We start from the raw sequence: 23664 nt of genomic DNA, 5'->3' as shown, positions 1-23664 counted from the left end.
TGGTCGAGGCCATGGCGCTGGTCGCGGGCGCCGCCGGCAATCGCGTGTACCGCGACGCCACCCGGCAGATCGAACGCGCGGTGCGTTGCGGCGCCAGCCTGGCGACGGCAATGCGCGCCAGTGCCGCGTTCGACCCGATGGCGCTGCAGATGACGCGCATCGGCGAGGAATCCGGCGCGCTCGACACGATGCTGCTGCATGTCGCGCAATGCTGCGAGCGCGAGGTCGACGAGGGCGTCGCCGCGCTCGCCGGCCTGGTCGAGCCGTTGATCGTCGTGGTGCTGGGCGTGCTGATCGGCGCGCTGGTGATCGCGATGTACCTGCCGATCTTCAGGCTCGCCCAGGTGGTCTGAGATGCAAGGCTTCCTGTCGAACTGGAACGCGGCCATGCCCGCCGGTACCTGGACCATCGCCGCACTGGCCGCGCTGCCGCCATGGTTCCTGCTGGGCGCGGCGGCGCTGCTCGGACTGGTGGTCGGCAGCTTCCTCAACGTGGTGGTGCATCGGCTGCCGCGCATGATGGAGCGCGAGGAGGCCAACTATCTGGCGGCGCTGCGCCACGAGCCCGCGCCCTTCCCGGACCGCTACGACCTCGTGGTGCCGCGCTCGTCGTGCCCGCACTGCGGCCATGCGATCGCGCCGTGGGAGAACATCCCGGTGCTCGGCTATCTGCTGCTGCGCGGCCGCTGCTCGAGCTGCCGCAAGCCGATCGGCCTGCGCTATCCCGCCGTCGAGCTGATCAGCGCGGCACTGTGCGCGCTGGCGGCCTGGCATTTCGGACCGACCTGGCAGGCGCTGGCCGCGCTGGTGCTGATCTGGTCGCTGCTGTCGCTGGCGCTGATCGATGCGGACACGCAGCTGCTGCCGGACCAGATCACGCAGCCGCTGCTGTGGCTGGGCCTGCTGCTGAACATGACCGGCCTGTTCGCGCCGATCGGCGATGCGGTGATTGGCGCGGCCGCCGGCTATCTGCTGTTGTGGACGACCTATTGGCTGTTCAAGCTGCTGCGCGGCAAGGAGGGCATGGGCTATGGCGACTTCAAGCTGATGGCCGCGCTGGGCGGCTGGTTCGGCTGGCAGGCGCTGCCCGCGTTGGTGCTGGTGTCGTCGGTGGTGGGACTGGTGTACGGTCTTGCCAAGATCGCACTGCGCCGACACGATCGCGATACGCCGTTCCCGTTCGGGCCGTTCATTGCCGGCGCCGGACTGCTGGTGCTGTTCGCCGGTGCCGACTGGCTGTTGCCGGCATTGGCGCCGGACATTGCCATCGAAGCGGGCGCGATGCAGACCCACTGACCTGGAGACTTATGCTGGAAATCGGATTGACCGGGGGCATCGGCTCTGGCAAGAGCCGCGTCGCCGATCTGTTTGCCGAACGCGGCGCCGCGCTGATCGATACCGATCTGATCGCGCACGAGATCACCGCCCCCGGCGGCGCGGCGATTGCCGCGCTGGTCGAGGCCTTCGGCCCCACCTGCCTGCGCGCCGACGGCGCGATGGACCGCGACGCGATGCGCGCGCTGGTCTTCTCCGATCCGACCGCCAAGGCCCGGCTCGAGGCGATCACGCATCCGCTGATCCGCGAGGTCACCGAACAGCGGGCCGCCCGGATCCGCGCGGACGGCGCCCATCCCTATCTGATCCACGTCGTGCCGCTGCTGGTCGAATCGGGCCGCTGGCGCGAACGTGTCGACCGCGTGCTGGTGGTCGACTGCAGCGAAGCGACGCAGATCGCCCGCGTGATGGCGCGCAACGGCTTCTCGCGCGAGCAGGTCGAGGCCATCATGGCCAGGCAGGCCACGCGCGCGCAACGGCTGGCCGTCGCCGACGACGTGATCGACAACGATGGCCCGGTCGAGGCATTGCCGCCGCAGGTCGAGACGCTCGATCGCCGCTATCGTGCGATGCAGCCGCTGTCCGCCAAACCCGCCGCGCGCTAGCCACGCCGGCGTGCAAGCGCACTTTCCGTCAGGCGCCGCCGAGGCCACCATCGGGGCGTTTCATTGTCCTTGCGCGCTGTCTCGCATAGAATGCGTTGGAATATGCTGCCAAGTGCATGCATACGGCCGCATGCGAGCTTCGCATGCATTCTGTACCGATCGCCTCGCGCGCCAGCCTGAGCCGATTCGTCTGTCGAATCCAGCACCGGGCCGGCAAGCTGACCGACGCCGCGCTGCACGGACTTCCCCTTGATTCTGTACGAATATCCTTTCAACGAACGCATCAGGACACTCCTGCGTCTGGAGGACCTGTTCGATCGGCTGGATTACTTTCTCGGACAGGAACATGCGCTGCAGCATCATGTCGCGCTGACCACGCTGTTCGAGATCATCGACGTCGCTGGCCGCGCCGATCTGAAGACCGATCTGATCAAGGAACTCGACCGCCAGCGACAGGCGCTGAGCGCGCTGCGTTCGAGCCCGCAGATCGACCAGCAGACGCTCGACGCGGTGATCGGCGAGCTCGAGCAGGCCATCGCGCAGCTGAACCAGACCGTCGGCAAGGCGGGCCAGCTGCTGACCGACAACGAGTGGCTGACCAGCATCCGCAGCCGCGCGATCATTCCCGGCGGCACCTGCGAGTTCGACCTGCCCTCGTACTATGCCTGGCAGCATCGGCCCGCCGAGGAACGGCGCGCCGACATCCTGAAGTGGGTGCGTCCGCTGATTCCGCTGCGCGTGGGTACCGATGCGGTGCTGAAGCTGCTGCGCGAATCCGGACAGAGCGGCAAGGTGATCGCCACCGGCGGCAGCTATCAGCAGATGCTGTCCGGCCGCAGCTACCAGTTGATGCAGGTGCTGCTCGACGATTCGCTGCTGGCCTTCATCCCCGAGATGAGCGCCAACAAGTACATGCTGTGGGTGCGCTTCACCCAGCAGGACGGCGACATGCGACCGCGCTCGGTCGACGCCGACATCCCCTTCCTGCTCAAACTCTGCAACTTCTGATTTGCCATGCCATCCGTAGTCAAATGCCCGACCTGTGGCAAGGACGTGGTTTGGGTGCCGGAAAACAAGTTCCGTCCCTTCTGTTCCGAACGTTGCAAGCAGATCGACCTGGGTGCCTGGGCCTCGGAGAAATACGTGATCGGCGGCAAGCCGGCCGATCCGACCGAGGACGAGCAGGACCGGAACGAGGACTGAGCGCCCGCGCTCGCACGGCGGCAACGCTCAGGCCGCCTCCTCCCCCAACCACTGGACCACCGGAATCGTCGCCGGCAGCAGCGGACCGACGGTAACGGGCACCTGCTCCCACGAGAACGCCTGGCCTTCGCGCCCGACCGGTTCGCCGGTCCAGCCGGTGACCTTGCAGAAGTGCAGCCGTACATAGGCGTGCGGGTAATCGTGCTCGAGCACGTGCCAGCGCGTGGAGGCCGTGATGTCCAGGCCCAGTTCCTCGTGCAGCTCGCGCGCCAGCGCCGCTTCGACCGATTCGCCGGCTTCGAGCTTGCCGCCGGGAAACTCCCAGTAGCCCTCGTAGGGCTTGCCGGCCGGCCGCTGTGCCAGCAGGAAGCGGCCGTCCGGCCGTACCAGCACGCCGACCGCGACCTCGGTGACCTTGCGTCCCCCGCTCATGCCGGCTCGCCCTGGTGCGCGCCCGGATGTCCGCCGTAAGGCTTGCCATGCTTGCCGCCCCAGTCGCGCGCGAACTGCCACGCGACGCGCCCCGAGCGCGAGCCGCGCTCGAGCGCCCAGACCAGCGCATCGCCGCGAGCCGCGGCAATATCGTCGTCGCTGCAGCCAAACTGGCGCAACCAGTGCGCGACGATATTCAGGTATTCGTCCTGCTTCGGCGGATAGAACGACAGCCACAGGCCGAAGCGCTCGGACAGCGAGATCTTTTCCTCGACCACTTCGCCGGGATGGATTTCGCCATCCGCGGTGTGCTGGTAGGTCTCGTTGTCCTTCATGTACTCCGGCAGCAGATGGCGGCGGTTCGAGGTCGCATAGACCAGCACGTTGTCCGACTGCGCGGCGACCGAGCCGTCGAGCGCCGACTTCAGCGACTTGTAGCCCGATTCGCCGTCCTCGAACGACAGGTCGTCGCAGAAGATCACGAAGCGTTCCGGCCGCTGCGTCAGCTGCTCGACGATATCGCCCAGGTCCCCCAGATCGGCCTTGTCGACTTCGACCAGGCGCAGCCCCTCCTCCACGAAGGCGTTCAGGCAGGCCTTGATCAGCGACGACTTGCCGGTGCCCCGCGCGCCGGTCAGCAGCACGTTGTTGGCCGGCAGCCTGTGCACGAACTGGCGCGTATTGGCGACGATCGCGTCCTTCTGGCGCTCGATGTTCTTCAGGTCGTCCAGATGGATGGGCGGCAGCTGCCGGATGGCTTGCAGATAGCCGATATTGCCGAACAGGCTTTGGCGCTTGCGCCAGCGGAAGGCGACGGCCTGCTGCCAATCGTCCTCGGTCAGCTGCGGCGGCAGCCATTGTTCGAGCCGGGACAGAAACTGGTCGAGACGGGAGGCGAGATCGGACATGGCGGCAATCCGGAAAGGCGGGGGATGGCAGAAGCGGAACAGCGAGGCGAGCACGATGGGCCGATGCCCGGCCCTCGGCGTGCGCGATGCCTCGCCAATCGGCAAGGCATCGTCAGGCAGCAATCAGGAACGATAGTCCGCGTTGATCGATACGTAGTCGTGCGACAGGTCGCAGGTCCAGACCGTGGCCGTGGCATTGCCGCGGCCCAGCGCGATACGCACCGTGATCTCGGCCTGCTTCATCACGCGCTGACCGTCTTCCTCGCGGTAGTCGGGGTGGCGGCCGCCGTCCCTGGCGACCCAGACATCGTCGAGCCACAGGTTGACGCCGCCGACATCGAGGTCGTCGACACCGGCATAGCCCACCGCGGCCAGGATCCGGCCCAGATTGGGGTCGGACGCGTAGAACGCGGTCTTGACCAGCGGCGAGTGGGCGACCGCATAGGCGATCTGGCGGCACTCGGCGACATCGCGGCCGCCCTCGACCCGGATCGTCATCAGCTTGGTCGCGCCTTCGCCGTCGCGCACGATCATCTGCGCCAACTCCTGCGCCAGCGACGTCACCGCATCGCGCAGCGCCGCGAACTCGGCACCGTCCGCGCGCTCGATCGCGGGCGCGCCGGCGCGGCCGGTGGCGATCAGCACGAACGAATCGTTGGTCGAGGTATCGCCGTCGATCGTGATGCTGTTGAACGAGTGGTCCGCCGCGTGCGCCACCAGCGCCTGCAGCACCGGCTGCGCCACGGTCGCATCGGTGGCGATGAAGCCCAGCATCGTCGCCATATTGGGACGGATCATGCCGGCGCCCTTGCTGATGCCGGTCAGCGTGACGGTCTTGCCGCAGATCGCCACCGTGCGCGACGCGGCCTTCGGCTGCGTGTCGGTGGTCATGATCGATTCGGCCGCCGCCAGCCAGTTGTCCTCGCGCGCGTTGGCGATCGCCTTCGGCACGCCGGCCAGCAGGCGGTCCATCGGCAGCGGTTCGAGAATCACGCCGGTCGAGAACGGCAGCACCTGATCGGCCCCGATGCCCAGCGCGCCGGCGACCGCGTCGCAGGTCGCGCGGGCGTTGGCCAGGCCCGGCTCGCCGGTGCCGGCATTGGCATTGCCGGTATTGATCACCAGCGCGCGGATGCCGCGGCCGGCCGCCAGATGCTCGCGGCAGACCTGCACCGGCGCGGCGCAGAAGCGGTTGCGCGTGAAGACGCCCGCCACGGTGCTGCCTTCGGCCAGGCGCACCACCAGCACGTCCTTGCGGTTGGCCTTGCGGATGCCCGCTTCAGCCCAGCCGAGCTCGACGCCGGCGACCGGTTTCAGATTCTCTGCCTGCGGCAGCGGCAAGTTGACGGCCATGTTCGATTCCTTGCTTCGATGCGATACCCAGTGCCAGTGTCTTGCGGCCGGCTCAGCTCAGCCGGCCGTGGCACTGCTTGAACTTCTTGCCCGAGCCGCACGGGCACGGGTCGTTGCGGCCGACGCGGGGCATGGTCGCCACTTCGCTGTCGTCGCGCGCGCCGCGTGCCGCGGCGGCAATCGCGCGCTCGCCGGTGTCGGGACCGGCGCCGCCGAACTCGTCATGCTGGTATCGCACATTGCCCAGATGCGACAGGTCGTCCTCGATCTGCTCGGAGGCGTGCTCGAGCTCTTCCGGCGACTGGATCTGGACGTTGAAGACGACGCGGGTAACCTCGCTCTTGATCACGTCCAGCAGCCGCGCGAACAGCTCGAACGACTCGCGCTTGTACTCCTGCTTCGGATCCTTCTGCGCATAGCCGCGCAGATGGATGCCCTGGCGCAGATGGTCCAGCGCGGCCAGGTGCTCGCGCCAGTGCGTGTCGATGCTCTGCAGCATCACCGAGCGCTCGAAGCCGGCAAAGGCCTCGCGGCCGACCTGCGCGACCTTGGCCTCGTAGCGCTCGGCCGCGGCCGAGACGATCATCTGCAGCAGTTCCTCGTCCTCGATGCTCTGCGCGTTCTCGATGGTCTGCGCCAGCGGCAGCTCCAGGCCGAAATCGTCGCGCAGGCGCTTCTCCAGGCCGGCGATGTCCCACTGCTCTTCCATCGATTCGGCCGGCACGTACTCGCGGAACAGATCGACCAGCACGCCCTCGCGCAGGCTCTTGATCATCTCGCCGACGTCCTGCGCCTCGAGCACCTCGTTGCGCAGCTTGTAGATTTCCTTGCGCTGGTCGTTGGCGACGTCGTCGTACTGCAGCAGCTGCTTGCGGATATCGAAGTTGCGGCCCTCGACCTTGCGCTGCGCCGATTCGATCGAACGCGTGACGATGCCGGCCTCGATCGGTTCGCCCTCGGGCATCTTCAGGCGGTCCATGATCGCGCGCACGCGGTCGCCGGCGAAGATGCGCAGCAGCTGGTCGTCCAGCGACAGATAGAAGCGCGACGAACCCGGGTCGCCCTGGCGGCCGGCGCGGCCGCGCAGCTGGTTGTCGATCCGGCGCGACTCGTGGCGCTCGGTGCCGACGATATGCAGGCCGCCCGCGGCCTTGACCTGCTCGTGCAGCGACTGCCATTCCGACTTCAGCTGCGCGATGCGCGAGGCCTTGTCGTCGTCCGACAGATTGGCATCGGCCTCGATGAAGCCGGCCTGCTTCTCGACGTTGCCGCCCAGCACGATGTCGGTACCGCGGCCCGCCATGTTGGTGGCGATTGTGATCATCTGCGGCCGGCCCGCCTGCGCGACGATCTCCGCCTCGCGCGCGTGCTGCTTGGCGTTGAGCACCTGGTGCGGCAGCTTTTCCTTGTTCAGCAGGTCCGACAGGTATTCCGAGGTCTCGATCGACGTGGTGCCGACCAGCACCGGCTGCCCGCGCTCGTAGCATTCGCGGATATCGCGGACCACGGCGTCGTAGCGCTCCTTGGACGTCTTGAAGATCTGATCCTGGAAGTCCTTGCGCTGGGTCGGCTTGTTGGTCGGGATCACGACCACTTCCAGGCCGTAGATCTCCTGGAATTCATAAGCCTCGGTGTCGGCCGTGCCGGTCATGCCGGCCAGCTTCTCGTACATCCGGAAGTAGTTCTGGAACGTGATCGTCGCCAGCGTCTGGTTTTCCTGCTGGATGGTCACGCCTTCCTTGGCCTCGACCGCCTGGTGCAGGCCGTCGGACCAGCGGCGGCCCGTCATCAGGCGGCCGGTGAATTCGTCGACGATGACGACCTCGTCGTTCTGCACCACGTAGTGCTGGTCGCGATGGAACAGGCTGTGCGCGCGCAGCGCGGCGTACAGATGGTGCATCAGCGTGATGTTCTGCGGCGCGTACAGCGACTCGCCCTCGCCGATCAGGCCCAGCTGCGCCATGATCTGCTCGGCCTTCTCGTGGCCGGCTTCGGTCAGGTAGACCTGGTGCGCCTTCTCGTCGACGTAGTAGTCGCCCGGCTTCTCGACGCCGGTGCCGTCCGCCTTCTCCTCGCCGATCTGGCGCTCGAGCAGCTTCGGGATGCCGTTCATGCGCTGGTACAGGTCGGTATGGTTCTCCGCCTGGCCCGAGATGATCAGCGGGGTGCGCGCCTCGTCGATCAGGATCGAGTCGACCTCGTCGACGATTGCATAGTGCAACGGCCGCTGCACGCGCTGACCCGGGTCGTAGACCATGTTGTCGCGCAGGTAGTCGAAGCCGAATTCGTTGTTGGTGCCGTAGGTGATGTCGCTGTTGTAGGCCGCCTGCTTCTGGTCGTGCGGCATCTGCGACAGGTTGACGCCGACCGACAGCCCGAGGAAGTTGTACAGCCGGCCCATCCACTCGGCATCGCGCTGCGCCAGGTAGTCGTTGACCGTGACCACGTGCACGCCCTTGCCGGTCAGCGCGTTCAGGTAGACCGCCAGCGTCGCGGTCAGGGTCTTGCCCTCGCCGGTACGCATCTCGGCGATCTTGTTGTCGTTCAGCACCATGCCGCCGATCAGCTGCACGTCGAAATGGCGCATCTTCATCACGCGCTTGCTGGCCTCGCGGCAGACCGCGAAGGCTTCGGGCAACAGCGACTCGAGCGATTCGCCGCCGGCGTGGCGCTGGCGGAACTGTTCGGTCATGCCGCGCAGCTCGTCGTCCGACAGCGCTTCGAACTTCGGCTCCAGCGCGTTGATCCGCTCGACTGTCCGTCGATATTGTTTGATCAGCCGCTCGTTACGGCTGCCGAAGACTTTCTTGAGAAGGCCCGTGATCATCGATTGGTGTCACCTGCGCACGATTGCGGTCCCGCCGTCCGAGCCGGAGGGCCGGACGCGAAGCGCGCGTGGCGAAGAGAGGATTAGCGCAAAACGCCGAGTTTATCACGCGCGGCGGGCGGTTCCGTGGCCGGTCCCGCGCGGTTTCGGACATGCCGGGCGTGGCTGCCGACCGTGCCGGCACGGCGTCTCGCGCACGGCACCGCGGGTGCCGTGCCGGGGCCGCTCGAGGCAGGCAGCGGCTAGAATGCCGGCATGCGCCTGTTCACCCACCACGCCCTGCAAACACCCCACGCCAAGCCGCTGAACGACTGGCTGGCCAAGGCCGGACCGATGTCGTCGCTGATGCAGGCGGCGCGCGAGCTGGCCGCGCTGGAAGCCGAGGTGATGGCGCTGCTGCCGCCCGGCATGCGCGCCGGCATCGCGGTCGGCGGTGTGCGCCAGGACACCCGCAGCCCGGGGCAGCCGAACACGCTGCTGCTGCTGGCCGCGCACGGCGCGGCCGCGGCGCGGGTGCGGCAGATCGTGCCGAGCCTGCTGGCGCGGCTGCAGCAACGTGGGGCACGGATCGATGCGGTCAAGGTGCGGGTACAGCCCGACGCCGCGCGCGGCGACTGGGACGTTGAGCCGGCCGAGCGGCCCAAGAGAACGGGCGTGCCGGCGGCGGGATTGAACAGCCTGGGGGAATTGGCGCAGACCTTGCCGGACTCGCCGCTGCGGGACGCGGTGCAGACGCTGCTGTCGCGGCATCGCTGAGGCCAGGCGCGGGGGGCCTGGCAAGCGCCGTTGCCCCCACCCCCGCCCCTCTCCCGCAAGCGGGCGAGGGGAGCAAACCCACCCTTGAATAATCAGGCGAAGGCCGGCTGCAGCTGCGGCAGGAAGGCGGCCGGGGCCTCTTCCTGGCGTTCGAAGCTGACGATCTCGTAGGCCTGCTCGTCCGCCAGCAGCGCGCGCAGCAACTGGTTGTTCAGCCCGTGGCCGGACTTGTTGGCGACGTAGGCGCCGATCAGCGGATGGCCGACGACATAGAGGTCGCCGATCGCGTCGAGGATCTTGTGGCGCACGAACTCGTCGCCATAGCGCAGTTCCTCGTTGTTCAGCATGCGGTGCTCGTCGAGCACGATCGCGTTGTCCAGGCTGCCGCCGCGCGCCAGGCCCATCTCGCGCAGGGCCTCGACCTCGTGCGCGAAGCCGAAGGTACGGGCGCGCGCGATCTCGCGCACATAGCTGGTGTCGCCGAAATCGATCTCGAAGGTCTGGCCGGTCTTGTCGACGGCCGGATGGCGGAAGTCGATCGTGAACGACAGCTTGAAGCCGAAATACGGCTCGAGCCGCGCCAGCTTGTCGCCCTCGCGCACCTCCACCGGCTTCTTGACGCGGATGAAGCGCTTGGCCGCCGGCTGCTCCTCGATGCCTGCCGACTGCAGCAGGAACACGAAGGACGCCGCGCTGCCGTCCATGATCGGAATTTCCTCGGCGTCGACGTCGACGAACAGGTTGTCGATGCCGAGACCCGCGCAGGCGGACATCAGGTGTTCGATGGTGGACACGCGGGCGCCGTTCTTCTGCAGCACGGAGGCCAGCCGCGTATCGCCGATCGCCGATGCCTTGACCGGAATCTCGACCGGCTCGGGCAGGTCGACCCGGGTGAACACGATACCGGTGTCGGTCGGGGCGGGCCGCAATGTCAGCGTCACTTTACGGCCCGAGTGCAAGCCAATGCCAACGGTCTTGACCAGGGACTTGATGGTGCGCTGTTTGAGCATGACGGCCTCTGCTAATTATTAAAATCTATCGGGCTTGAAATCCAATAAACCGCATCTTACCACCGGCGAGAATATTGCGCTGCACCAGTTTTGTTTCGTCGTGTTAACGGTGTGGCATTCGACGGGTAAAGGCCCGAAAAAGATGCGGGAAATGGCGGCGAAGTCGTCGACGGACGCGTTATAAGGGACTCGTCAAGCACTTTCAACGCCGCCCCCTCCGGGTCACGGCGGCCATGGATCACGGCATGCCGTCTTACGCGCGCAACATCGCGAGCACCGCTTCCGCGCTGCTGACCTCGAATTTGCCCGGGGCTTCGACGGCCAGGTGCGTGACCACGCCATCGTCCATCACCATCGCATAGCGCTGCGAGCGGACGCCCATGCCGCGCTTGCCCAGGTCCTGCTCCAGGCCCAGCGCACGCGTCCAGTCGGCGCTGCCGTCGCCGAGCATCCGGACCTTGCCGGCGGTGCCCTGCTCGCGCGCCCAGGCGCCCATCACGAAGGCGTCGTTGACCGACACGCACCAGATCTCGTCGACGCCCGCGGCGCGCAGCGCCTCGGCCTGCTCGACGAAGCCGGGCACATGGCGTGCGGAACAGGTCGGCGTGAATGCGCCGGGCAGACCGAACACGACGATGCGGCGGCCCTTGGCCAGCTCGGCGACCGAGAAGGCGTTGGGACCGAGCGCGCAGCCGCCCGTCTCGGTTTCGAAGTACTCGTACAGCGTCGCGTCGGGCACGCGTGCACCGATTTCGATCATGGCGTTTTCCTCAGGTAGCCGCGGCGTCGGCGTCCACGTCGCCCATCGGCAACGACGGCGCGGCAACGACGGCGATCGCCTTGGCCAAACCCAGTCTGCATCATAGTTGCCGCCTTCCGGCATCCCAAGTGGGACGGCGGCGCGCACGGCTGTCGGCGGACGCCGACAGGCCGGCAAGCAGAACTGACAAAAACAGGCGCGGCGAGCTTGCGCTCGCCGCGGGGACGGAAGGCACATCCCGGCCGGGATACGGCGGGAGACCAGTCCGGGGAGGCGGCCGGCGGCGCGCCTGTCCCGGCACGGGATGCGGACGGAGGACAGCGGGCGGCGTCAATCTCCTCGCTCGCGCGAAAGGCCGGCGGCCGTCATCCGGAGCGCGGGCACGGGCGGATGGGGAGCGCCCATCGTGCCCCGCTGTCGCGGATGCGCGGCCGGCAACCTGCCGGCGATGCGATCGGCCAGCCGAGGGGTCGGCTCGCCGCGGACCGACGTCGCGCCGTGCTCAGTCCGCCTGCTTGCGCAGGAACGCCGGGATGTCGTACGTGTCGACACCCTTTTCCTGCAGCGCGGCCACGTGCGCCGACGCGGTTTCGCGCGAGCTGCGGAACACCGCCGGCGTATCGAGGCCGCTGTAGTCCGGCGCGCTGTGCAGCGCCGAGCCATGCTGCAGGCCGGCCATCATCTGCACCGGCATGTTGTCGGTACCGGTCTTGAGCAGCGTCATCGGCTGCTGCTTCTTGCCCGAGCGGCCCAGGCCCGTGGCGACCACGGTCACGCGCAGCGCATCGCCCATCGAGTCGTCGTAGACGGTACCGAAGATCACGGTCGCATCTTCCGCGGCATAGCTGCGGATCGTGTTCATGACTTCCTTAGTCTCCGACAGCTTCAGCGAGCGGCTGGCCGTGATGTTGACCAGCACGCCGCGCGCGCCGGACAGATCCACGCCTTCCAGCAGCGGGCTGGCAACCGCCTGCTCGGCGGCCAGGCGCGCGCGATCGACGCCCGACACCGTGGCCGTGCCCATCATCGCCTTGCCCTGCTCGCCCATCACGGTCTTGACGTCTTCAAAGTCGACGTTGACCAGGCCGTCCACGTTGATGATCTCGGCAATGCCGGCCACCGCGTTGTGCAGCACGTCATCGGCGCACTGGAAGCACTTGTCCATCTCGGCGTCGTCGCCCATCACCTCGAACAGCTTCTCGTTGAGCACGACGATCAGCGAGTCGACGTTGTTCTCCAGCTCGGCCGAACCATGCTCAGCGACCTTCGCGCGGCGCGCGCCTTCGAAGTCGAACGGCTTGCTGACCACGCCGACGGTCAGGATGCCCATCTCCTTGGCGACCTGCGCCACGATCGGCGCCGCACCGGTACCGGTGCCGCCGCCCATGCCGGCAGTGATGAAGACCATATGCGCGCCGCGCAGCGCGTCGGCGATCTGTTCGCGCGCCGATTCGGCGCAGGTGCGGCCGACCTCCGGCTTGGCGCCGGCGCCCAGGCCCGTATTGCCCAGTTGCAGCACGCGCGCCGCGGTCGAGCGCTTGAGCGCCTGCGCATCGGTGTTCATGCAGATGAATTCGACGCCCTGCACCCCGCGGTTGATCATGTGCTGCACGGCGTTGCCGCCCGCGCCGCCCACGCCGACCACCTTGATGATGGTGCCGTCCTGCATTTCCGATTCGATCATGTCAAAGTCCATCACTGCCTCCGAGAAAAATCAGTCGCCAAACGCTGCGGCCTCCCCGCCGCAACCCTTGGTTCCTGAACAAAGAACCAAAAGAAAGAAACTGCTCCATCAACGCGCCGGGCCCGCCACGGTGGACAGTCGGCAATCGGCGCGTCGCCAATTCGTGTCATCAATGCCTGTCGCCGATCAGAAATTGCCGACGAACCATTCCTTCATGCGCGTCCAGATCTGCTTGACCGAACCGCTCTGCACCGCCACCTTGCGTCCGCGCATCCGTTGCACGCGGCCTTCCAGCAGCAGGCCCATCACCGTCGAATAGCGCGGGCTCTTGACGACCTCGTGCAGGTTGCCGCGGTACTCGGGAACGCCAACCCGAACCGGTTTGAGGAAGATGTCCTCTCCCAGTTCCACCATGCCGGGCATCATTGCGGTGCCGCCGGTGATCACGATGCCGGACGACAGCAATTCCTCGTAGCCGGACTCGCGCACGACCTGATGGACCAGCGAGTACAGCTCCTCGATGCGCGGCTCGATCACCGCCGCCAGCGCCTGGCGCGACAGCGTGCGCGTGCCGCGGTCGCCCACGCCCGGCACCTCGATCATTTCCTCCGGATCGGCGATCGCCTGCTTGGCGATGCCGTACTGGATCTTGATGTCCTCGGCATCGGGCGTCGGCGTGCGCAGCGCCATCGCGATGTCGTTGGTGATCTGGTCGCCGGCGATCGGAATCACCGCGGTATGGCGGATCGCGCCTTCGCTGAAGATCGCGATATCGGTGGTGCCGCCGCCGATGTCGACCAGCACCACGCCGAGCTCCTTCTCGTCCTCGGTCAGCACCGCCAGGCTCGACGCCAGCGGCTGCAGGATCAGGTCGTGCACCTCCAGTCCGCAGCGGCGCACGCACTTGACGATGTTCTGCGCCGCGCTGACCGCGCCGGTCACGATATGGACCTTGACCTCCAGGCGGATGCCGCTCATGCCGATCGGCTCGCGCACGTCCTCCTGGCCGTCGATGATGAATTCCTGGGTCAGGATGTGCAGGATCTGCTGGTCGGTCGGGATGTTGACCGCCTTCGCCGTTTCGATGACCCGCGCCACATCGGTCTGGGTCACCTCCTTGTCCTTGATCGCCACCATGCCGCTCGAGTTGAACGAGCGGATGTGGCTGCCGGCAATGCCGGTGAAGACCTCGGCAATCTTGCAGTCGGCCATCAGCTCGGCTTCCTCGAGCGCCTTCTGGATCGACTGCACGGTGGCCTCGATATTGACCACGACCCCTTTCTTCAACCCCTTGGACTCGGATTGGCCCATCCCGATCACTTCGTAGCTGCCGTCGGGGCGCAATTCCGCGACCACCGCCGCCACCTTCGAGGTGCCGATGTCCAGACCAACCAACAGGTCCTTGTATTCCTTGCTCATCGGGTTTTCTCCGCGTTCTCTTTTCTCAGTCGCGTCGGATTGTTGTTGGAAGCCGGGCCACGCTTGGCGCTGCTCGCACTGGCACTGGCACTGGCACGGTTGGCGCCGTTCGCATTGCTCGCTCCCTGCTCGCGGGCCTTGGCGGCGGCTGCCGCCTGGGCCTCGGTCAGGAAGCGCACATTGGCTGCCCGGATGGCAAACCCGTTCGGATAGCGCAAATCCGCATACTCGATCTGCTTGCCCCACTGCTCCGTCACCTGCGGCCAGGCGATGACGAAACGCTTGACGCGCTCCTCCATCGCCATCCGGTCAAGGTCGGTCTGTTCCCGTCCCAGTTCGACCACCATGCCGTTGGACAGCCTGGCCCGCCAGGCGTAACGCCCGGACAACGTCACCGCGAGCGGTTCGGCCTTCAGCGGCCGGAACCAGTCGCGCATGATCTCGAGTTTGTCGACGACATCCGCCTCGCTGCCGGGCGGGCCATCGAGCGCGAGCAGGCGGGCGTCCTCTTCCGCCTCGGCCGGATTGGCCACGAACAGCTCGCCATAGGTATTGATCAGCCGGCCGGTATCGGGCGCGCCCCAGGTACCGAGCGCCTCGTGTTCCTCGATCCTGACCGTCAGGCCGCTCGGCCATTCGCGCCGCACGCTGGCCTTGCGCACCCAGGGCACCGACTCGAAGGCCTGGCGCGCCGCGTCCAGGTCCAGCGTGAAGAAATTGCCCGACAGCTTGCCCAGCGCGTTGGCGCGCACCGCCGGCGCGTTGACGTGGCGCAGCGTGCCGCCGTACATCGGCGCCAGCTCGACATGGGTGATCGCGAACACCGGCCGCTGCGCCAGCCACATCAGGCCGGCCGCGAGCGCCATCACCACCACCACGGCATAGAGCGTGGTGGCGATCAGGTTAAGCAGGCGTGCGTTGTGCCACATGTCGGTTCGGTGCGCGCGAAGGCTTCGTTGTGCGGGTTATTCGGGTTTCCAGTGCTCGTTCGGATGCAGGTCCAGCGTCGCCGCGGCGACCACCTGCAGCACGAAGTCCTCGTAGCTGATGCCGGCCGCGCGCGCCGACATCGGCACCAGCGAATGGCCGGTCATGCCGGGCGAGGTGTTCATCTCGAGCAGGTAGGGTTGGCCGTCGGCGGTCAGCATCACGTCGGCGCGCGCCCAGCCGCGGCAGCCCAGCACGCGGAAGGCCTCGACCGCGAGGCTGCGCACGCGCTGCTCGAGTTCTTCGCCCAGGTTCGCGGGGCACAGGTATTGGGTAACGTCCGTGAAGTACTTGTTTTGATAGTCGTAGTTGGCGTCGGGCGCGACGATGCGGATCACCGGCAGCGCCCGCGCGTCGCGCCCCTCGCCGACGATCGGGCAGGTCAGCTCGGCGCCGTCGATGAACGCCTCGGCGATGACGTCGTTGTCCAGCGCGGCGGCCTTCTCGTAGGCGGCGCGCATCTGGCTCGCGTTCGTGACCTTGGTCAGCCCGATCGACGACCCTTCGCGCGCCGGCTTGACGATCAGCGGCAGGCCCAGGTCCGCCACCACCGCGTCGAACTCGCGCTCGGTGCAGTCGGCCGTCAGCATCGCGAAGCGCGGCGTCGGCAAGCCATGGGTACTCCACAGCCGCTTGGTGGCCGGCTTGTCCATCGCCAGCGCGGAGGCCAGCACGCCGCTGCCGCTGTACGGGATGCCCAGCTGCTCGAGCAGCCCTTGCATGGTGCCGTCCTCGCCGTAGCGGCCGTGCAGCGCGATGAAGACACGGTCGAAGCCTGCCGCGGCCAGTTCGGCGACGCCTTGCACCGCGGGATCGAAGGCATGCGCGTCGACGCCGCGCGACTGCAGCGCGGCCAGCACCCCCTGGCCCGACAGCAGCGAGATTTCGCGTTCGGCCGAACGGCCGCCCATCAGCACGCCGACCTTGCCGAGCGTCTTTGGATCGATTTGGGGATTGGGGACGAAGCTCATGCCTGGCCTCCGGCTTGCGGCACGGCCGCTTGCACTGGTTGTTGCGACGCTGGCTGGGCAGCGGGTTGCGAAGAGGAAGATGCCGCCGATGCCGTGGAAGGCGTGGCCGTCGATGAGGCCCCGGCCTGGCCCGACACCAGCAGGCCCGGCACCGCGCCGATCGTGCCGGCGCCCATCGTCACCACCACGTCGCCCGGACGCGCGGCGTCCAGGATCGACTGCGGCATGTCGTCGATCCGCTCGACGAAGACCGGCTCGACCTTGCCGGCGACGCGCAGCGCGCGCGTCAGCGCGCGGCCGTCGGCGGCGACGATCGGCGCCTCGCCGGCCGCGTAGACCTCGGCCAGCAGCAGCGCGTCGACGGTGCCGAGCACCTTGACGAAGTCCTCGAAGCAGTCGCGCGTACGCGTGAAGCGATGCGGCTGGAACGCCAGCACCAGGCGGCGGCCCGGGAACGCGCCGCGCGCGGCGGCCAGCGTCGCGGCCATCTCGACCGGGTGGTGGCCGTAGTCGTCGACCAGCGTGAAGGTGCCGCTGCCGTCCGCGCAGGCCACCTCGCCGTAGCGCTGGAAGCGCCGGCCGACGCCGTGGAATTCGCGCAGCGCCTTGACGATGGCGGCGTCGGGCACTTCGAGCTCGGTGGCGATCGCGATCGCCGCCAGCGCGTTCTGCACGTTGTGCAGGCCCGGCAGGTTCAGCACCACGTCGAGCGGCGGCTCGCTATGGTTGTTCAGCTGGCGCAGCACCGTGAAATGCATCTGGCCGTCGACCGCGCGGGCGTTGACGGCGCGCACCTGCGCGTCCTCGGCGAAGCCGTAACGGACTACCGGCTTGGACACGAAGGGCAGGATCTCGCGCACGTTCGGATCGTCGACGCACAGCACCGCGATGCCGTAGAACGGCAGCCGCTGCGTGAATTCGACGAAGGCCTGCTTCAGACGGGCAAAGTCATGCCCGTAGGTGTCCATATGGTCGGCGTCGATGTTGGTGATCACCTCGATCACCGGGAACAGGTTCAGGAACGACGCGTCCGATTCGTCCGCCTCGGCGACGATGAAGTCGCCGGTGCCCAGCCGCGCGTTGGCGCCGGCCGAGTTCAGCCGGCCGCCGATCACGAAGGTCGGATCGAGTCCGCCCTCGGCCAGCACCGACGCCACCAGGCTGGTGGTGGTGGTCTTGCCGTGCGTGCCGGCGATCGCGACGCCCTGCTTCAGGCGCATCAGTTCGGCCAGCATCACCGCGCGCGGCACCACCGGAATTCGCTTGGCGCGCGCGGCCAGCACCTCGGGGTTGTCGCCGCTGACGGCGGTCGACACCACCACCGCGTTGGCGCCGGCGATATGCGCGGCATCGTGGCCGTGCATCACCGTCGCGCCCAGCGCGGCGAGGCGGCGCGTCGCGGCGTTGCTCCCCATGTCGGAACCGGACACCCGGTAGCCGAGATTGAGCAGCACCTCGGCGATGCCGCTCATGCCGGCGCCGCCGATGCCTACGAAGTGGATGTTCTTGACGATATGCTTCATGAATCCTGCTTGTCGGTGGACCTCGATCCCGTCGGTTCCCCGTACTAATCCCTGGCCAGCTCGCTGCAGACCTGCGCCACGCGCCGGGTCGCATCCGGCTTGGCCAGTCCGCGCGCGCGCAGCGCCATCTCTTTCAATTGCGGCCGCGACAGCTGCGCCAGCGTCTGCGCCAGCCCTTCCGCGGTCAATGCGTCCTGTTGCACCAGCAGCGCGGCGCCCTGTTCCGACAGGAAACGCGCGTTGGTCGTCTGGTGGTCGTCCACCGCATGCGGAAACGGCACGAACAGCGCCGCCACGCCGGCGGCCGCCACCTCCGATACCGTCATCGCGCCGGCGCGGCAGATCACCAGATCGGCTTCGGCGTAGGCCTGCGCCATGTCGTCGATGAACGGCACGGCCTCGCCCGCGACCCCGGCCGCGGCGTAATTGGCCCGCAGCGTATCGATCTGCTTGACGCCGGCCTGGTGCCGCACCAGCGGCCGCTCGCCCTCGGGCAGCAGCGCCAGGGCCTGCGGCACCACCGAGTTCAGCGCCGCGGCGCCGAGGCTGCCGCCGACCACCAGCACCCGCAGCGCACCCTGGCGGCCGTCGTAGCGCGCGGCCGGTTCGGTGAGCGCCGCCACTTCGTCGCGCACCGGATTGCCGGTCCACTCGGCGCCGGGCAGCGTCTGGGGAAATGCGCACAGCACGCGGTCGGCGACCCTGGCCAGTACCTTGTTGGCCAGCCCCGCGATCGAGTTCTGCTCGTGCAGCACCAGCGGCCGGCCCAGCAGAGAGGCCATCATGCCGGCCGGGAAGGTGATATAGCCGCCCATGCCGAGCACCACGCTCGGGCGCACCCGGCGCAGCGCGCCGATGCTCTGCCAGAACGCACGCAGCAGGTTCAGCGGCAGCAGCAGCTTGGTCAGCAGTCCCTTGCCGCGCAGCCCGCCGAACTGGATGAACTCCATCGGGATATCGTGCTTCGGCACCAGCGTCGCTTCCATGCCGGTGCGGTTGCCGAGCCAGACCACGCGCCAGCCCTGCGCGCGCAACGCATGCGCGACGGCGAGCCCCGGGAACACATGGCCCCCGGTGCCGCCCGCCATCACGAGCAACGTGCGCTGCTGCGTGGCCGTCATACCTTCCCTCCACGCATCAATACGCGGTTTTCGTAATCGATGCGCAGCAGCAGCGCCAACGCCACGCAGTTCATCAGGATCCCGGACCCGCCATAGCTGACCATCGGCAGCGTCAGCCCCTTGGTCGGCAGCAGTCCCAGGTTCACGCCCATGTTGATGAAGGCCTGCCAGCCGATCCAGATGCCGATGCCCTTGGCGACCAGGCCGGCGAAGGTGCGGTCCAGCTGCAGCGCGGTGCGGCCGATCGAAAAGGCGCGGCGCACCAGCCAGTAGAACAGCACGATCGCGGCCAGCACGCCGATGAAGCCCAGTTCCTCGCCGATCACGGCCAGGATGAAGTCGGTATGCGCCTCGGGCAGGTAGTGCAGTTTCTCGATGCTGCCGCCCAGCCCGACCCCGGCCCATTCGCCGCGGCCGAACGCGATCAGCGAATGGGTCAGCTGATAGGCCTTGCCCAGCGCGTATTCCTCGCGCCAGGGGTCCAGATAGGCGAAGATCCGCTCGCGCCGCCACGGCGACACCGCGATCAGCAGCGCGAAGGTGCCGACCGCGATCGCCACCAGCGCGCCGAACAGCTTGCCGTTGACGCCGCCGAGGAACAGGATGCCCATCGCCACCGCGGCGATCACCAGGAACGCGCCCATGTCGGGCTCGAGCAGCAGCAGCATGCCGACCACCGCGACCGCGACGCCCATCGGCAGGAAGCCCTTGCCCAGGCTCTGCATCCATTCCTGCTTGCGCACCGTGTAGTTGGCCGCGTACAGCACCACCGCCAGCTTCATCAGCTCGGACGGCTGGAAGTTCATCAGGCCCAGCGGAATCCAGCGGCGCGCGCCGTTGACGCCCTTGCCGATGAAGGGCACCAGCACGATGATCAGCAGGATCAGCGCCAGCACGAACAGCTTGGGCGCATAGCGATCCCAGTACTTGACCGGGATCTGGAAGGCCAGCAGGCCGACGCCCAACCCGATCAGCAGCGAGAACGCATGGCGGATCAGGAAATGGCTCTCGCGGTAATTGGCAAAGCGCGGCGAATCGGGCAGCGCGATCGTCGCCGAGTAGACCATCACCAGGCCGAGCGACAGCAGCACGATCGCGACCCACAGCAGCGGCTGGTCGTATTCCATCATCCGCGAACGGGTCGGCTTGACGCCAGACACCGCATCGCGCAGCCCTTCCCAGGCGTTGCCGATGGTCGCGCCGACGATGGTGGCGCCGACGAAGCCGCTGCGCTTGGCCTGGCGCTCTGCCTGCATCTCGCTCATGGCATGATCCCCCGGGACAGCGCCAGTTCTTCGACCGCGGCGCGGAACACCTGCGCGCGGTGCACGTAGTTGCGGAACATGTCCAGGCTCGCGCAGGCCGGCGACAGCAGCACCACGTCGCCCGGCTGCGCCTGCTCGGCGGCCAGCCGCACCGCGGCCTCCAGCGCGCCCTCCTCCGAACCCGCATCGAGCAGCGCGACGCCGGTGCCTTCCAGCGCCGCGCGCAACTCGGCGGCAGCCTTGCCGATCAGCACCACCGCGCGCGCGTACTGCGCGACCGGCGCGGCCAGCGGCGAGAAGTCCTGGCCCTTGCCCTCGCCGCCGGCGATCAGCACCACGCGCTTGTCCAGCCCGGACAGCGCGGCGACGGTCGCGCCGACATTGGTGCCCTTGCTGTCGTCGAAGTACTCGACATCGTCGATCGTGGCGAGCCACTCGACCCGGTGCGGTTCGCCGCGGTATTCGCGCAGGCCGTGCAGCAGCGCGTTCAGCGGCAGATCGATGGCGCGGCACAGCGCCAGCGCCGCCATCGCGTTGGTGGCGTTGTGCATGCCGCGGATGTGCAGCGCGTCTGCCGGCATCAGGCGCTTGTGCCGCACCGGCACCGGCGCGGCCTCGTCGCCGGCGGCGCCCTTGCGGCGGCGCGGCTTCGCCTCGTCGGCCTCGCCATCGGGCTCGGCCAGCACCAGCCAGGGCATGCCGCCCTCGCGCAGGATGCCGAAGCTGCCCGGCACTTCCGGCAGGTCGGTGCCGAAGGTCACCGGCACGGTGCCCGGGCGCGCCATCTCCATCGTCAGGCGGTCGTTGCGGTTCAGCACCTGCACGCACTGCGAACCATCGCCGCCGACCGGCCCGAAGATGCGCTGCTTGGCCGCCGCGTAGGCCTGCATCGTGCCGTGCCAGTCCAGGTGGTCCTGCGTGACGTTCAGCACCGCGGCCGCGTGCGGCGCCAGCGTATGCGTGGTCTCCAGCTGGAAGCTCGACAGTTCGAGCACCCAGACATCGGGCAGCGTCGCCGAGGCGATGCAGGCCGACAGCTTGTCCAGCGCCGACGGGCTGATATTGCCGGCCACCGCGACGGTGTTGCCGGCGCGCTCGACCAGCCGGCCGGTCAGCGCGGTGGTGGTGGTCTTGCCGTTGGTGCCGGTGATCGCCAGCAGCTTTGGCGCGTAGCCCGCTTCGGCCTGCAGATGCGCCAGCGCGCGCGCGAACAGTTCGATCTCACCCCACACCGGGATGCCGCGCTCGCGCGCCGCGTCCAGCAGCGCGCCGGTGTCGGCTTCGGCCGGCGACAGGCCCGGGCTGATCGCGATCAGCCCGATGCCGTCGAGCAGCGCGGCGGTGAACGGGCCGCCGACGAATTCGGCCGAGGGCAGCTCGGCCTGCAGGAAGGCATGATTGGCGGGCGCCGGACGGGTATCGGCGACGCGCAGCGCGCAGCCATACCGGCCGCACCAGCGCGCCATCGCCAGGCCCGATTCACCGAGGCCCAGTACCAGCACATCAGGGGTCTGCAACTCGCCAAACACTTCGTTTCCTGCCTTTGATTTCCTGTCGTCGATCGATCTTGCGAACGCGCATCCGCGCGAATTCAGTCAGTCCGGCTTCAGCGCAACTTCAGCGTCGAGAGGCCGATCAGCACCAGCAGCAGCGTGATCACCCAGAAGCGGACCGTGACCTGCGTTTCCTTCCACCCGCTCAACTCGAAGTGGTGGTGCAGCGGCGCCATGCGGAACAGCCGCCGTCCTTCGCCATAACGCCGCTTGGTGAACTTGAACCAGGTGACCTGCAGCATCACCGACACCGTCTCGGCGACGAACACGCCGCCCATCACGAACAGCACGATCTCCTGGCGCACGATCACGGCGATGGTGCCGAGCGCCCCGCCCAGCGCCAGCGCGCCGACATCGCCCATGAACACCTGCGCCGGATGCGCGTTGAACCACAGGAACGCGAGGCCGGCGCCGGCCATCGCCGAGCAGAAGATCAGCAGCTCGCCGGCGCCCGGGATATGCGGGAACAGCAGGTACTTGCTGTAGACCGCATTGCCCATCACGTAGGCGAACACGCCGAGCGCGCTGCCGACCAGCACCACCGGCATGATCACCAGGCCGTCGAGGCCGTCGGTCAGGTTGACCGCGTTGCTCGAGCCGACGATCACGAAATAGGTCAGCACGATGAAGCCGGCCACGCCGAGCGGATAGCTGACCTCCTTGAAGAAGGGCACCAGCAGGTTCGACTTGTAGGGCATGTCCAGCGACAGCCCGCCCTCGACCCAGCTGAGGAACAGCTCCCACACCTTGACGTTGCTCGCCTCGGAAATCGAGAAGGCCAGATAGACCGCGGCGACCAGCCCGATCAGCGTTTGCCAGAAATACTTCTCGCCGCTCGACATGCCGCGCGGATCCCGGTAGACGACCTTGCGGTAGTCGTCGACCCAGCCGATCGCGCCGTAGCCGAACGTCACCAGCATCACCACCCAGACGAAGCGGTTGCCCCAGTCGCACCACAGCACCGTCGAGATGCCGATCGACAGCAGCACCAGCACGCCGCCCATGGTCGGCGTGCCGGACTTGACCAGATGGGTCTGCGGGCCGATCGTGCGCACCGCCTGGCCGATCTTCATTTCGGTCAGCTTGCGGATCACCCACGGACCGAGCGCGAGGCCGATCACCAGCGCCGTGAGGTTGGCCATCACGGCGCGGAAGGTCAGATAGTTGACGACCCGCAGGAAGCTGTAGTCATCTTGCAGCCATTGGGCCAGGGCCAATAACATCGTTCTTCGGTTTCCAGTCTGCTGCCGCGGTGTCCCTGGTTCGGGGCCTGCGGCCAATTCCAATCAATCGTTAAGCTTCACTACCGTTCAGCATCAACCCTGCGTCGCTCGCGCCGGCGGCGTCACCAGCGCGTCTACCATGCGTTCCATCCGCATGAAGCGCGAACCCTTGACCAACACCGCGCTCGCGCGCGCGACGGTGCCGTCGGCATCCGCGGCCAGCGTCGCCGCCAGTTCGCCGGCGCCGGCAAAGTGCCGCGCGCCCTCGCCGAACGCCTGCACCGCATGCGGCGAGGCCTCGCCGGTGGCCCACAGCGTCTCGATGCCGCGCGCGCGCGCATAGGCGCCGATCTCGGCGTGGAACGCCGGTCCCTGATCGCCGACCTCGCCCATGTCGCCGATCACCAGCACGCGCGGCGGCGCGAAGCCGGCCAGCACGTCGATGGCGGCGCGCATCGAGTCGGGGTTGGCGTTGTAGGTGTCGTCGATCACCACGGTGCCGACAGCGGCGCGCTTGACCTGCAGCCGGCCCTTGACCGGCGCGAAGCCGGCCAGGCCGCGCTGGATCGCGTCGATCTCGACGCCGGCGGCCAGCGCGCAGGCGATCGCCGCCAGCGCATTGCGCACGTTGTGCATGCCGAGCAGCGCCAGCCGGACCTCGAACGTGCGGCCGGGCGCGCGCACCTGCAGCCGCTGCACGCCGTCGTCCAGGCTCACTTCGGCGCTGAC

Annotated in this window: 22 protein-coding genes; 6 read left to right on the top strand and 16 right to left on the bottom strand. The window is 67.9% G+C overall.

Translation table 11 applies throughout. The features are described 5' to 3' along the window. From B551_RS19665 to B551_RS19645, 5 genes are all read left to right on the top strand, one after another. Window positions 1-353 (top strand): type II secretion system F family protein (locus B551_RS19665; RefSeq protein WP_172682478.1); only part of this gene is annotated, 353 nt, incomplete at its 5' end. Between the two features lies 1 nt (window position 354). Beyond that, complete coding sequence (locus B551_RS19660) at window positions 355-1296, top strand: A24 family peptidase (protein WP_006578254.1); 942 nt, start codon at window positions 355-357, stop codon at window positions 1294-1296. 11 nt (window positions 1297-1307) lie between these two features. After that, window positions 1308-1940: a dephospho-CoA kinase gene (gene coaE / locus B551_RS19655; RefSeq protein ID WP_006578255.1), complete on the top strand. Its 633-nt coding sequence runs from the start codon at window positions 1308-1310 to the stop codon at window positions 1938-1940. 249 nt (window positions 1941-2189) lie between these two features. Beyond that, a complete protein-coding gene (gene zapD / locus B551_RS19650; protein ID WP_006578256.1) occupies window positions 2190-2948 on the top strand; it encodes a cell division protein ZapD in 759 nt (252 codons plus the stop codon). Between the two features lie 6 nt (window positions 2949-2954). Next, entirely contained in the window at window positions 2955-3143 is a 189-nt protein-coding gene (locus B551_RS19645; RefSeq protein WP_023264847.1) for a DNA gyrase inhibitor YacG, read from the top strand. Between the two features lie 27 nt (window positions 3144-3170). On the opposite strand, the gene B551_RS19640 is transcribed toward B551_RS19645, so the two are convergent. The 4 genes from B551_RS19640 to secA all read right to left on the bottom strand — a co-directional run bounded on the left by B551_RS19640 (window position 3171) and on the right by secA (window position 8663). Next, on the bottom strand, window positions 3171-3575 hold the full coding sequence (locus tag B551_RS19640; RefSeq protein WP_006578258.1) for an NUDIX domain-containing protein: 405 nt from the start codon (window positions 3573-3575) through the stop codon (window positions 3171-3173). Further along, window positions 3572-4483 carry an ATP-binding protein gene (locus tag B551_RS19635; RefSeq protein WP_043441639.1) on the bottom strand — a complete coding sequence of 304 codons (912 nt, stop codon included), beginning with the start codon at window positions 4481-4483 and terminating at the stop codon, window positions 3572-3574. Before B551_RS19635 ends, B551_RS19640 begins: the two co-directional genes overlap by 4 nt. Before the next feature lie 123 nt (window positions 4484-4606). Further along, window positions 4607-5836 (bottom strand): bifunctional glutamate N-acetyltransferase/amino-acid acetyltransferase ArgJ, encoded by a 1230-nt coding sequence (gene argJ, locus B551_RS19630; protein ID WP_006578260.1) that lies wholly within the window; start codon window positions 5834-5836, stop codon window positions 4607-4609. Between the two features lie 52 nt (window positions 5837-5888). Further along, entirely contained in the window at window positions 5889-8663 is a 2775-nt protein-coding gene (gene secA, locus B551_RS19625) for a preprotein translocase subunit SecA (protein WP_006578261.1), read from the bottom strand. Window positions 8664-8918: 255 nt separating this feature from the next. On the opposite strand from secA, the gene B551_RS19620 reads away from it, so the two are divergent. Further along, a complete protein-coding gene (locus B551_RS19620) occupies window positions 8919-9419 on the top strand; it encodes a DciA family protein (protein ID WP_023264846.1) in 501 nt (166 codons plus the stop codon). 92 nt (window positions 9420-9511) lie between these two features. On the opposite strand, the gene lpxC is transcribed toward B551_RS19620, so the two are convergent. The 12 genes from lpxC to B551_RS19555 all read right to left on the bottom strand — a co-directional run. Then, on the bottom strand, window positions 9512-10429 hold the full coding sequence (lpxC, locus tag B551_RS19615; protein WP_006579109.1) for a UDP-3-O-acyl-N-acetylglucosamine deacetylase: 918 nt from the start codon (window positions 10427-10429) through the stop codon (window positions 9512-9514). 253 nt (window positions 10430-10682) lie between these two features. Beyond that, on the bottom strand, window positions 10683-11189 hold the full coding sequence (locus B551_RS19610; protein ID WP_006579110.1) for a peroxiredoxin: 507 nt from the start codon (window positions 11187-11189) through the stop codon (window positions 10683-10685). Between the two features lie 502 nt (window positions 11190-11691). Next, window positions 11692-12885: a cell division protein FtsZ gene (gene ftsZ / locus B551_RS19600; RefSeq protein ID WP_006579111.1), complete on the bottom strand. Its 1194-nt coding sequence runs from the start codon at window positions 12883-12885 to the stop codon at window positions 11692-11694. Between the two features lie 174 nt (window positions 12886-13059). Next, the gene (ftsA, locus tag B551_RS19595) at window positions 13060-14292 is read right to left on the bottom strand and encodes a cell division protein FtsA (RefSeq protein ID WP_006579112.1); all 1233 of its coding nucleotides are present in this window, start codon (window positions 14290-14292) and stop codon (window positions 13060-13062) included. After that, window positions 14289-15221 (bottom strand): cell division protein FtsQ/DivIB, encoded by a 933-nt coding sequence (locus tag B551_RS19590; RefSeq protein WP_006579113.1) that lies wholly within the window; start codon window positions 15219-15221, stop codon window positions 14289-14291. The genes ftsA and B551_RS19590 overlap by 4 nt, the downstream gene beginning before the upstream one ends. A gap of 36 nt (window positions 15222-15257) precedes the next feature. Then, complete coding sequence (locus B551_RS19585) at window positions 15258-16250, bottom strand: D-alanine--D-alanine ligase (RefSeq protein ID WP_006579114.1); 993 nt, start codon at window positions 16248-16250, stop codon at window positions 15258-15260. Continuing rightward, window positions 16247-17773 (bottom strand): UDP-N-acetylmuramate--L-alanine ligase, encoded by a 1527-nt coding sequence (gene murC / locus B551_RS19580; RefSeq protein ID WP_023264845.1) that lies wholly within the window; start codon window positions 17771-17773, stop codon window positions 16247-16249. Before murC ends, B551_RS19585 begins: the two co-directional genes overlap by 4 nt. 44 nt (window positions 17774-17817) lie before the next feature. Then, entirely contained in the window at window positions 17818-18894 is a 1077-nt protein-coding gene (murG, locus tag B551_RS19575; protein WP_023264844.1) for an undecaprenyldiphospho-muramoylpentapeptide beta-N-acetylglucosaminyltransferase, read from the bottom strand. Next, window positions 18891-20159, bottom strand: a complete 1269-nt coding sequence (gene ftsW / locus B551_RS19570) for a putative lipid II flippase FtsW (protein ID WP_006580277.1) — start codon at window positions 20157-20159, stop codon at window positions 18891-18893. The genes murG and ftsW overlap by 4 nt, the downstream gene beginning before the upstream one ends. Then, the gene (murD, locus tag B551_RS19565) at window positions 20156-21688 is read right to left on the bottom strand and encodes a UDP-N-acetylmuramoyl-L-alanine--D-glutamate ligase (RefSeq protein ID WP_023264843.1); all 1533 of its coding nucleotides are present in this window, start codon (window positions 21686-21688) and stop codon (window positions 20156-20158) included. Before murD ends, ftsW begins: the two co-directional genes overlap by 4 nt. Window positions 21689-21765: 77 nt before the next feature. After that, on the bottom strand, window positions 21766-22935 hold the full coding sequence (gene mraY / locus B551_RS19560) for a phospho-N-acetylmuramoyl-pentapeptide-transferase (RefSeq protein ID WP_023264842.1): 1170 nt from the start codon (window positions 22933-22935) through the stop codon (window positions 21766-21768). 93 nt (window positions 22936-23028) lie between these two features. Then, the coding region (locus B551_RS19555; protein WP_023264841.1) for a glutamate ligase domain-containing protein at window positions 23029-23664 on the bottom strand (636 nt) is incomplete at its 5' end.

Origin of the sequence: Cupriavidus sp. HPC(L), from assembly GCF_000307735.3 — a bacterium.
Taxonomy (GTDB): Bacteria; Pseudomonadota; Gammaproteobacteria; order Burkholderiales; family Burkholderiaceae; genus Cupriavidus.
The sequence above is the reverse complement of the archived record's forward strand: the minus strand, read 5'-3'. Positions and strand labels throughout refer to the sequence as shown.

Bases quoted from the DNA above. Each gene is read 5' to 3' on its own strand.
- B551_RS19660 (WP_006578254.1), top strand. From the start codon at position 355: ATGCAAGGCTTCCTGTCGAACTGGAACGCGGCCATGCCCGCCGGTACC.
- coaE (WP_006578255.1), top strand. From the start codon at position 1,308: ATGCTGGAAATCGGATTGACCGGGGGCATCGGCTCTGGCAAGAGCCGC.
- B551_RS19645 (WP_023264847.1), top strand. From the start codon at position 2,955: ATGCCATCCGTAGTCAAATGCCCGACCTGTGGCAAGGACGTGGTTTGG.
- B551_RS19640 (WP_006578258.1), bottom strand. From the start codon at position 3,575: ATGAGCGGGGGACGCAAGGTCACCGAGGTCGCGGTCGGCGTGCTGGTA.
- B551_RS19635 (WP_043441639.1), bottom strand. From the start codon at position 4,483: ATGTCCGATCTCGCCTCCCGTCTCGACCAGTTTCTGTCCCGGCTCGAA.
- argJ (WP_006578260.1), bottom strand. From the start codon at position 5,836: ATGGCCGTCAACTTGCCGCTGCCGCAGGCAGAGAATCTGAAACCGGTC.
- secA (WP_006578261.1), bottom strand. From the start codon at position 8,663: ATGATCACGGGCCTTCTCAAGAAAGTCTTCGGCAGCCGTAACGAGCGG.
- B551_RS19620 (WP_023264846.1), top strand. From the start codon at position 8,919: ATGCGCCTGTTCACCCACCACGCCCTGCAAACACCCCACGCCAAGCCG.
- lpxC (WP_006579109.1), bottom strand. From the start codon at position 10,429: ATGCTCAAACAGCGCACCATCAAGTCCCTGGTCAAGACCGTTGGCATT.
- B551_RS19610 (WP_006579110.1), bottom strand. From the start codon at position 11,189: ATGATCGAAATCGGTGCACGCGTGCCCGACGCGACGCTGTACGAGTAC.
- ftsZ (WP_006579111.1), bottom strand. From the start codon at position 12,885: ATGGACTTTGACATGATCGAATCGGAAATGCAGGACGGCACCATCATC.
- ftsA (WP_006579112.1), bottom strand. From the start codon at position 14,292: ATGAGCAAGGAATACAAGGACCTGTTGGTTGGTCTGGACATCGGCACC.
- B551_RS19590 (WP_006579113.1), bottom strand. From the start codon at position 15,221: ATGTGGCACAACGCACGCCTGCTTAACCTGATCGCCACCACGCTCTAT.
- B551_RS19585 (WP_006579114.1), bottom strand. From the start codon at position 16,250: ATGAGCTTCGTCCCCAATCCCCAAATCGATCCAAAGACGCTCGGCAAG.
- murC (WP_023264845.1), bottom strand. From the start codon at position 17,773: ATGAAGCATATCGTCAAGAACATCCACTTCGTAGGCATCGGCGGCGCC.
- murG (WP_023264844.1), bottom strand. From the start codon at position 18,894: ATGACGGCCACGCAGCAGCGCACGTTGCTCGTGATGGCGGGCGGCACC.
- ftsW (WP_006580277.1), bottom strand. From the start codon at position 20,159: ATGAGCGAGATGCAGGCAGAGCGCCAGGCCAAGCGCAGCGGCTTCGTC.
- mraY (WP_023264842.1), bottom strand. From the start codon at position 22,935: ATGTTATTGGCCCTGGCCCAATGGCTGCAAGATGACTACAGCTTCCTG.